At 71.6% G+C, this 9,085-nt stretch carries 8 protein-coding genes; 6 read left to right on the top strand and 2 right to left on the bottom strand.

Annotated elements, in window-relative coordinates; genetic code table 11:
* Positions 1–14 precede the first annotated feature (14 nt).
* Genes FHR82_RS38860 through FHR82_RS38835 form a run of 6 tightly spaced genes read left to right on the top strand, consistent with a single transcriptional unit; the run spans position 15 to position 6,411 of the window.
* Positions 15–1,073: a cupin-like domain-containing protein gene (locus FHR82_RS38860; protein WP_184815645.1), complete on the top strand. Its 1,059-nt coding sequence runs from the start codon at positions 15–17 to the stop codon at positions 1,071–1,073.
* Between the two features lie 2 nt (positions 1,074–1,075).
* Entirely contained in the window at positions 1,076–2,341 is a 1,266-nt protein-coding gene (locus tag FHR82_RS38855) for an MFS transporter (protein WP_184815644.1), read from the top strand.
* A gap of 32 nt (positions 2,342–2,373) precedes the next feature.
* Positions 2,374–2,565: an MbtH family protein gene (locus FHR82_RS46915; RefSeq protein WP_184815752.1), complete on the top strand. Its 192-nt coding sequence runs from the start codon at positions 2,374–2,376 to the stop codon at positions 2,563–2,565.
* On the top strand, positions 2,552–3,301 hold the full coding sequence (locus FHR82_RS38845) for a thioesterase II family protein (protein ID WP_184815643.1): 750 nt from the start codon (positions 2,552–2,554) through the stop codon (positions 3,299–3,301). Before FHR82_RS46915 ends, FHR82_RS38845 begins: the two co-directional genes overlap by 14 nt.
* Entirely contained in the window at positions 3,301–4,125 is an 825-nt protein-coding gene (locus FHR82_RS38840) for an alpha/beta fold hydrolase (RefSeq protein ID WP_221464832.1), read from the top strand. Before FHR82_RS38845 ends, FHR82_RS38840 begins: the two co-directional genes overlap by 1 nt.
* Positions 4,126–4,143: 18 nt before the next feature.
* Positions 4,144–6,411, top strand: coding sequence for a M28 family peptidase (locus FHR82_RS38835; protein ID WP_184815642.1), 2,268 nt, complete (start codon positions 4,144–4,146; stop codon positions 6,409–6,411).
* Positions 6,412–6,483: 72 nt separating this feature from the next.
* On the opposite strand, the gene FHR82_RS38830 is transcribed toward FHR82_RS38835, so the two are convergent.
* Together FHR82_RS38830 and FHR82_RS38825 are read right to left on the bottom strand one after the other, a co-directional pair.
* Entirely contained in the window at positions 6,484–8,037 is a 1,554-nt protein-coding gene (locus FHR82_RS38830; RefSeq protein ID WP_184815641.1) for an aldehyde dehydrogenase family protein, read from the bottom strand.
* A 68-nt stretch (positions 8,038–8,105) separates the two neighbouring features.
* The gene (locus FHR82_RS38825) at positions 8,106–9,083 is read right to left on the bottom strand and encodes a ParB N-terminal domain-containing protein (protein WP_311771480.1); all 978 of its coding nucleotides are present in this window, start codon (positions 9,081–9,083) and stop codon (positions 8,106–8,108) included.
* Between the last annotated feature and the right edge of the window lie 2 nt (positions 9,084–9,085).

Below are 9,085 nucleotides of genomic sequence, written 5' to 3'. Positions count from 1 at the left end.
GAGAAGGAGGACGAATGACATCCAGCTTCACCCCACAGGACCAGGACGACGCCGTGCCGCCGCCCACGTTCTTCGCCGACGTGGAGCTCAAGCTCGACGCGATCGACCGGTTGCACAACCCCGATCCCGACGAGTTCACCCGCGAGTACGTCTACAAGCGACGTCCGGCGATCATCACGGGGCTCATGGACAACTGGCCGGCGATGGAGCGCTGGGACTTCGACTACTTCCGGAAGTTCTTCGGCGACCTCGACATCCACGCCAACATCCAGAACCTCGACAGCAAGCTGATCCTCGGCCAGGTCGGCAAGTTCCGCGCCATGAAGCTCGAACAGCTGCTCGACGAGATCGAGAACGACGAGGAGCCCGGCCGGGCGAACTACCTGCGCGCGTACCCGGTGCACCGCATGGTCGACCACTACCCGGAGCTCGAGGAGGACTACGACCTGCCCGACCTGGTGCCGAACTGGGCCGACATCCGGTTCCCCGCGAAGTGGCGGACCGGGACGCGCAACCCGGCCAAGCTGTTCGGCCTGTTGCTGGCCAAGACGTTCCTCAACCGGGGCAGCGGCAAGAAGGCCACGCGCAGTGAGATCTCCTCCCGCATGGCCGCGGTGATGTTCGTCGGCAGCAAGGGCACGGTCACGCCGTTCCACAGCGACGGCATGCAGACCGCGGCGTACCTGTGCCAGGTCGTCGGCAGGAAGCGCTGCTACTTCGTGTCACCCGACCAGCACAAGAAGCTGTACCCGCGCGCCTTCCGCCGCCAGTTCGGCATGGCGCAGGTCGACTACCGCAAGCCCGACCTGGACAAGCAGCCGCTGTTCCGGGACGTGGTCGTCGAGGAGACGGTGCTGCACCCCGGCGAGACGCTGTACGTCCCGAGCGGCTACTGGCACGCGATCGAGGCCATGGACGCGTCGATCTCCTACAGCCACCAGATCGTCAACGAGGACAACGCGCTGGGCTGGCTCACCTGCATCCCGGAGCGCTACCTCGCCCAGCTGTACTTCAAGTCCAAGGGAGGACTGCGCAACGTCACGGGCGCGAAAGACTGGGACGACTGGGCCTAGCGGTGGCTGACACCGGAGTGGCCGACGCGCCCCGCACCGGCACGAGCCTGCTGCGCGACCGCGACTTCCTGCTGTTCGCGAGTGGGCAGGGGGCGTCCGCGCTCGGCGACTCGCTGAGCAAGACCGCCATGCCGCTGCTGGTGCTGGTGCTCACCGGCTCGGGCCTGCACATGGGCCTCATCGCCATGTTGTCGGCCCTGCCGATGCTCGTGCTCGGCGTCCCGGCAGGCGCGTGGGCCGACCGCTTCGACCGCAGGCGGATGATGCTGTGGTCGGACGTGGGGCGGGCCGTGCTCATCGCGCTGGTGCCGATCGCGGCGGTGGCAGGCGTGCCGGTGCTGCCGGTGCTGTACGCGATCGCCGTCCCGATCGGCGTCCTGTACGTCGTGTTCGAGGCCGCGTGCCTGTCGTGCGTGCCCGCCCTCGTCGGCCGGGACCGGCTCGGCGAGGCGAACGCGGCCCTGTCGATCGGGAACGCGCTCGGCTACGTCGCGGGCCCGAGCCTCGCCGGTGTGCTGGTGGCGACCGTGGGCGGCGCGACGGCGCTCGGGGTCGACGCGGTGACGTTCGCGGTGTCGGCGGCGACGCTGGTGTTCATCCGGCGGCCGCTGCAGATGGCGACGGAACGTGCCACGGGCACCATGGGCAGGCAGGTCCGCGACGGCCTGCAGTTCATCGCCGGGCACCGCCTGCTGCGGGTGACGCTCATGTACTGGGCGGCGATCACGTTCTTCACCGCACCGGTGGTCATCTGCGCGACGTTCTTCGTCCGCGAGGACCTCGGGTGGTCGCCGCGCGTGCTCGGCGTGATCATCACCGTGTACGCGGTGGGCGCGATCGCGGGCGCACTGCTCGCGCCGCGCCTGCGGCACGCACCCGGCCGCCTGATGGTGGGCGGCACCGTCGTCGGCGGTGTGGCGCTGCTCGTCCTGTCCGTCACGTCCTGGTTGCCGCTCACGCTGTTCGTGGCGTTGCTGGCCGGCGTGGGCGAGTCGTTCGCCACCGTCGTCTACTCGACGTTGCGTGCGCAGCTGACCCCGGACGAACTGCTCGGCCGCGTGACGACCACCGCGCAGGTCGCGACGTTCGCCCTGCGCCCGCTGTCGGTGTTCGTCGCGGGCGTCGCGCTCGAGGCCACCTCCGGCGCGGTGACGCTCGCGGCGATCGGCGCGGGCTGCGTGCTCGTCAGCGTCCTCGTCGCGGCGGGCGGCACCCTCGTTTCCCGCGATACGACCCACATCCCGACAACCACCGAGGAGAGGCAGTGACTGAGGTAGTGACAGAAGCGGTGACAGAAGCGGTGACGGAGAACGACAGCGGGCCGCGGTACGCGGTCGTGGTCAACGACGAGGAGCAGTACTCGATCTGGCCTGCCGACGGCGAGCTGCCGGCGGGCTGGTCCCGTGCGGGTGTGGTGGGCGGCAAGGACGAGTGCCTCGACCACATCGAGAAGGTGTGGACGGACATGCGTCCCCGCAGTGTTCGCGGCTGACCGGGCGGCTGTGTCGTGGCTGCGGCGGCTCGGCACGGGGGAGGGCACCAGCCGTCTCGTGTGCCTGCCGTACGCGGGCGGCAGCGGATCGTCCTATGAGGACTGGACGCGGTGGCTCCCGGCCGGTGTCGAGCTGTGGGTGCCCGACCTGCCCGCGCGCGAGCACCGGATGCTGGAGGAACCGGTCGAGGACATCGAGGTCCTCGTCGGCGCACTGACCGATGCCGTCTGCGCGGACGGCAGGCCGGCCAGTCTCTTCGGGCACAGCTTCGGCGCGCTCGTCGCGTTCGAGCTGGCCCGGCGCCTGCGGGACCGGTCGCGCCCGGTCCACGGCCTGTTCGTGTCGGGGATGGCCGCGCCCCAGACCCTGGTGCCGCGGCCGACACCGACCGACGAGGAGATCCTGTTCGACCTGCGCTCCCAGGGGGTCGCCCCACCCGAGCTGTACGAGCAGCCCGACCTGCTCGAGCTGGTCATGCCCGGCATCCGCGCGGACTACGCGATGGCGCTCGGTTACCGCTACCGCGACGCCCCACCGCTCACCACGCCGGTGTTCGCCCTCGGCGGCACGACCGACGACGGCGTGCCGGAGGCGGGGCTCGCGGCGTGGGCGGCGCAGACCCGGGCGTCGTGTGAGACCCGGCTGTGGCACGGTGACCACATGTATCTGCGCGACCGCGCAGAGGAGCTGTCGGGGTTCGTCGCGGAGCGGCACCTGCGACTGACAGGAGGATGATGATCGACACTCGCGCCATCGCCGTACCCGGTGGATCGCTGCACACGGCCACCGCGGGGGATCCCGCCAACCCCGCGGCCGTCCTCGTCCACGCCGGCATCGCGCACTCGGACATGTGGACCGGTCTGATGCGGGCGATGAGCGACGAGCTGTTCCTCGTCGCCTACGACTGCCGGTGCTTCGGCCGGTCCGTCACCTCGCTGGAGGGCACGTACTCCGACGTGGCGGACCTCGCGAGTGTGCTCGACGCGTACGGGCTGGAGTCGGCGCTGCTGGTCGGCGCCTCCCGGGGCACCCGCATCGCGATCGACTTCACGCTGACCCACCCGGACCGGGTGCGCGGGCTCTTCCTCGCCGCCCCCGACGTCTCCGGCTACGACGCGCCCGCCACCGACGCCGAACGCGCGCTGCTGGCGGCGATGGAGGCGGCGGACGACGCGGGCGACACCGAGGGCATCATCGCGAGCGAGGCACGGCTGCTGATCGACGGTCCGCTGCGCGACCTGGAGGACCGGCGCGCGGCCATGCGCGCGAGTGTCGCGGAGATGGCCCGCGTCAGCTACGCGCAGCAGGACAAGACCCCCGACTTCGAGTCGTTCGAACCGCCCGCGGCCGGGCGGCTGGCGGAGATCACGTGTCCGGTGCGGGTGCTGACCGGCGACCTCGACACCTCCGGCATGAAGGCCATGGCCGCCGCGGTCGAGAGCGACTGCCCCCGCGCCACGCTCGTCGAGGTGGCGGACGCCGCGCACATGCTCGTGCTCGAGCACCCGGACGTCGTGGAGCGGGAGCTCCGCGCCTGGGTGCGACACGTGGTGACCTGACGAAAGGCCCGACGCCCCATGACCTCCCTGCGGATCCCGACGCGCGAAGCAGGCCGGGAACCCGGCACCGACGGCGCACCGCGGCGACGAGACCCGTTCTGGACGACGTGGGCCGTCGTGGTGCTGCTCCTCGTGGTGTCGTTCGGCGGCACGTACCTCGCGACGAGGCCGACGCCGGAGGGCGACACCGGCAGGCGCGCGCTCGCGACGTCCCAGCGGCTGCAGGACATCGGGGTCCGGGTGCCCGGCACCGAGGAGCTGACCCGCGGTCTCGACCTCGTCGAGGGTGAACTGCGCGGGATCCCGGGCCTTCAGGTCGAGCGGCAGCACGCGTCGGGCACCTACCGGTTCCACGACCGGGACGTCGCGTACGCGGTGGACAACGTGGTGGCGCGGATCCCGGGCGAGTCCGGCGACGCGCTGCTCGTGAACGCGCACGTCGACTCGGCGTGGGGGAGCACCGGAGCAGCCGACGACGGTCTGGCGGTCGGCGCGATGATCGAGGCGGCGCGGCAGCTGGCGGGCGCGGATCACCGCAGGACGGTCGTCTTCCTGTTCAACGGCGGCGAGGAGGTCGGGCTCACCGGCGCGGACGCGTTCACGCGGCACCCGTGGGCGCGCGATGTCCGCTGGTTCCTCAACCTCGAGTCGATCGGCGCGGGCGGGCAGCCGTTGATGTTCAACGCGGGTGCGGACAGCGGGGCGCTCGTCGAGCTCGTCGGGAGCACGCCGCGGCCGTACGGGTCGATTGTCGGGCAGACGTTGTTCGGCGCCGGGCTGATCAACTCCGACACCGACAGCAGGGTGTGGCGGGGCGCGGGCTGGTCCGGGCTGGACTACGCGATCATCGAGAACGGGTACGGCTACGACACACCGCTCGACCGCACCGACCGCATCACCCCCGGCACCGCGCAGTCCTATGTGGATCTCGCGACCGGTTATGTCGGTGCCGCGGTGGACGACTCCGGTGTCGCCGGTGCCACGCCGTACTACTTCGACGTCCTGTCCCGGTGGTGGGTGACCGTCGACCCGCTGGTGGCCGTGCTCGCTCTCCTGGTGCTGGCTCTTGCGGTGGGCGTGCTGGTGTGGCGGTCGGCGCGTCCCGGGCAGGTGGTCGCGTCCGCCGGGGCGGGGCTGCTCGGTGTGCTCGCGGCGGTGGTCGCCGGTGTGCTGGCCGGTGCGCTCGCGTGGCTGGTCGGTGGTTCGCACGCCTGGTTCGCGCATCCGTGGCTGGTCTACGTGGTGCCGCTGCCGTTGACGGTGTTCGCCGCGGTGCTGCCCCAGGTCCTGTTGCGGCGCAGGCGTGCCCGCCGTGCTCAATCCACTCTGGACTCGTCGGCTGAGGTCGTGTGGTACGCGAACCTCCTGCTCGTCGCGGCTCTCGGTCTGCTCGCCGCTGTTCTCGGCGTCGGGGCGGCTTATCTGTTGTGGACCGCCACCGCGCTCGGCGTGGTGGCCACTCTTGTGGCGCTCTTGTTGCGTGGTCGGTGGCGGTTGGTGCCTCTCGTGGTGGCCGCTGTGGTGCAGGGGCTCCTGGTCGCCGAGCTGGCGCGGAACCTGCTGACCCTGGCCGTGCCGATGCTCGGGCGGGTGCCTGCCGCGATTCCCATGGACCCGGTGCTCGGTGTGGTCGTCGCGCTCGTCGGTGTGCTGCTGGCGTTCGTGCTGGGGCCGTTCGTGTTCCACGGGGGACACGTGCGCCGGGTGGCGCTCGCGGTCGTCGTGGTCACTGTGGCGGGGCTGGTGACCGGTGCCGTCGCCGGGCCCTATGACGCCTCTCGGCCCAAGTACGTCGAGGCGTTCCAGGTGCAGGAGGACGGCCGCACGCGGATCGAGCTCGAGGGCCGGGACTTCCACACACCGCAGTCGCTGGGGCTGGTGGACGACCTCGCGGGCGCGACCGGGCTGGCCGTCGACGGTGACACGCTCGTGGGGGCTGAGGTCTCGGTGCCGTCCGGGCGGGTCGACGTCACCGGTTCGGCCGGGTCGGTCGAGGTCCGGCTCGGGGCCAACTCGGCGAACCTCGTCCGGATCACGGTGACCGGAGCGGTCACCGCGGTCAACGGGCGGTCGTTCTCCGGTGGTGAGGCCGTGGTCGACGTCGTCGGGCGGCCGGAGGGGTTCGTGGCCGCCGTCGACCGGTCCGGGCCGGTGCGGATCGAGGTCGACCAGGTGTTCGTCGAGACCGGACCGGACATGGCCAAGGTCCTGGACGCGTTGCCGTCGTGGGCGTTCGGGTACGGGCGCACGATCGCGCGGGACACCTACGCCGAGCCGGGGGCCTGAGCCCGCCGGCCGGGCGAAACCGAACACCCACGACCACAACTACGACCGGCACGGTCACCGGTGGCCCCTGGCTCAGCCCGTCAACGACTCCGGCAGCCGGAAGTTCTCGTCCGTGTCGATGGTGGCCACGTCCATCTGTGCTTTCTGCAGTGAGCCGGAGAAGTCCCAGTTCATGGACTGCCAGCGGGTGAACTGGTCGAGTACCCAGACGCCGGACTGCCTGCTGCCGTTGCCGCTCTTCCCGTTGCCGCCGAAGGGGAGGTGTGCCTCCGCGCCCGACGTGGAGTTGTTCACGCTGACCATGCCCGCGCCGATCCCCTGCCGGAAGCGGAAGGCGGTCGCCGGGTCGTTCGTGTAGATCGCGGAGGAGAGGCCGTAGCCGGGGGCGTTGCCCAGCTCGATCGCCTCGTCCAGTGTCCGGTAGGTCGTCACACCCACCAGCGGGCCGAACGTCTCCTCGGTGAAGACCTTGTCGTCGGTGCGGACGCCGTCCAGCAGCACCGGGTGGTAGTACAGGCCCGTCCGCGGGTCGCCGACGAAACCGTCGCGGGGGGCCGCCTCGGTGATCCGGCCCGTCGCAGTCGATCCCAGGACCTTGTGGTGGTCGTCGAGCCAGCTCAGCACGTTCTCGAAACCCTGCGCGAAGCGCTCGTCCAGCAGCGGGCCGTACACCACGTCCTTCGTCGGGTCGCCCACCTTCGCGGTGCGCACTGCCTCGTCGAAGCGGCGGACGAACTCGTCGTGCACGTCGGTGTGGGTGATCACCGTGCCCAGTGAGGTGCAGCGCTGGCCCGCGGTGCCGTAACCGGAGAAGAGCGCGGCCTCCACCGCCAGGTCCAGGTTCGCGTCCGGCGCGATGACCATCGGGTTCTTGCCGCCCAGTTCCAGGCACGGTGCCTGCAGGTGCCGTCCGCACAGTTCGCCGATCCGCCTGCCCACCGCCGTGGAGCCGGTGAAGCCGACCTTGTCCACCAGGCCGTCGGCGAGCGCCGCGTCCAGGCCCGCGTAGGTGGTCTCCCCGTCGGCGTGGACGAGGTTCAGCACGCCCGAGGGCACACCCGCCCGCCACGCCAGCTCGGCCAGTGCGCGGGCGGTCGCGGACGCGTACTCGGCCGGTTTCCACACCACGGCGTTGCCGCACAGCAGCGCGGGGGCCAGGTACCACGACGGGACCGCCACCGGGAAGTTCCCCGCCGTCACGATCGCCGCGACGCCGACCGGTACGCGGTAGGTGAACAGCTGCTTGTCCGGCATCTCCGACGGCACGGTCTGGCCGTACAGGCGCCTGCCCTCGCCAAGGAAGAAGTCGCAGGTGTCGATGATCTCCTGGACCTCGCCGAGCGCCTCCGCCCTCGGCTTGCCGATCTCGCGGGTCACCAACCCGGCGAGTGCCTCCTTGTTCGCCGCCACCAGCCTGCCGAACGCGCCGACGACCTGGCCGCGCACCGGGGCCGGTACCTGGGCCCACGTGCGCTGAGCGCGCCGCGCGGACGCGCACGCCTCCCGCAGCGTCGTCGCGTCGGCCAGTTCGACCCGTGCGACCACGTCGTCGAGCACCGCGGGGTTCCGCGACTCGTAGGTGGTGCCGGAGCCGATCTCCTTGCCGTCGATCACTGAGGTGAGCATGGCGGGACCACCCACGTCGATTTCCCTCCGCTACGTCTGATGTGCCACTCGCATTATGGTCACTCCGGTCAGCCGGCGGAGGATCTGAGCTCCGGCCTGCCGGGTGCCTGTTCGACCTCTTCCGCGAACTCCTGCCACTCCCGCGCCCACCGCCGTGCCAGCTCGGCCACGATCGTCGCGCAGTGTGCCGGTACCGCCTCGGCCGCCTTCTCCCAGCCCGCGCGGTCGATGTCGTGTCCGTCCAGCCACCGCAGGAGGTCGCGGCCGCCGTCGGAGAACCGCAGCGACGGGTCGTCCTTCAGCACCCGCAGCCAGGCGAACCTGTCCCGGACGCTCGCCACCGGCGCGGCGTCCTTGGTCCCGCGTTCCCTGGCCAGCTGTCGTTCCGGGATGGGGTCCTCCCCGGCCTGCATGCGTCTGCGCACGTCACGCACGGTCCCGGGGGAGATCCCGGCGATCTTCGCCACCTCGCGCAGCGAGGCCTCCGGCCGCGCCGCGATCACCCGGCTCGCCAGCCGCCTGCCCTCCGCGCTGCTGATCGGGCGGACCCGGCCGTCCCGGCCAAGCCGGGCGTGGGGCTGCGGGAGCTCCGCGGCCGCGCACCGCCGGATGGCGCGCACGGACTTCCCGGTGAGGCCCGTGGACTCCGCGATGGCCCGGTCCGACCACTCCGGGAACGCCGCGACGATGCGTGCCGCGGCCGCCTCCCGGTCGGCCTGCGTCAGCGGCAGGCCGTGCGTGAGGTTCGACTCGACGGCGAGCACGAACGCGATGTCCTCGCCGCCGCTGAAGAAGCGGACCGCCACCGTCTCGTCGCCGCGCAGCCGGGCGGCACGCAACCGGTGCGTCCCGTCGATCACCCGCATCGTCTGCCGGTGCACGAGGATCGGCGGCAGGGGCTCGCCGGAGTCGGCGATCTTCCTGCTGTGCGCCGCGTTCTCACCTCGCAGCCGGGGCGAGTCGGCGGGCCGCAGCACGCCGACCGGCACCACGGCGGGGGAGAACCGCCCGTCGTCCCGAGGTGGCCCTCCGGCCACTGGCAGCACGT

It is taken from the genome of Actinophytocola algeriensis, from assembly GCF_014203735.1.
Lineage (GTDB): Bacteria > Actinomycetota > Actinomycetes > Mycobacteriales > Pseudonocardiaceae > Actinophytocola > Actinophytocola algeriensis.
The sequence above is the reverse complement of the archived record's forward strand: the minus strand, read 5'-3'. Positions and strand labels throughout refer to the sequence as shown.

What these genes read in the sequence shown, in the direction of transcription:
- FHR82_RS38835 (WP_184815642.1), top strand. Translation starts at nt 4,144, where the DNA reads ATGACCTCCCTGCGGATCCCGACGCGCGAAGCAGGCCGGGAACCCGGC.
- FHR82_RS38840 (WP_221464832.1), top strand. Translation starts at nt 3,301, where the DNA reads ATGATCGACACTCGCGCCATCGCCGTACCCGGTGGATCGCTGCACACG.
- FHR82_RS38860 (WP_184815645.1), top strand. Translation starts at nt 15, where the DNA reads ATGACATCCAGCTTCACCCCACAGGACCAGGACGACGCCGTGCCGCCG.
- FHR82_RS38830 (WP_184815641.1), bottom strand. Translation starts at nt 8,037, where the DNA reads ATGCTCACCTCAGTGATCGACGGCAAGGAGATCGGCTCCGGCACCACC.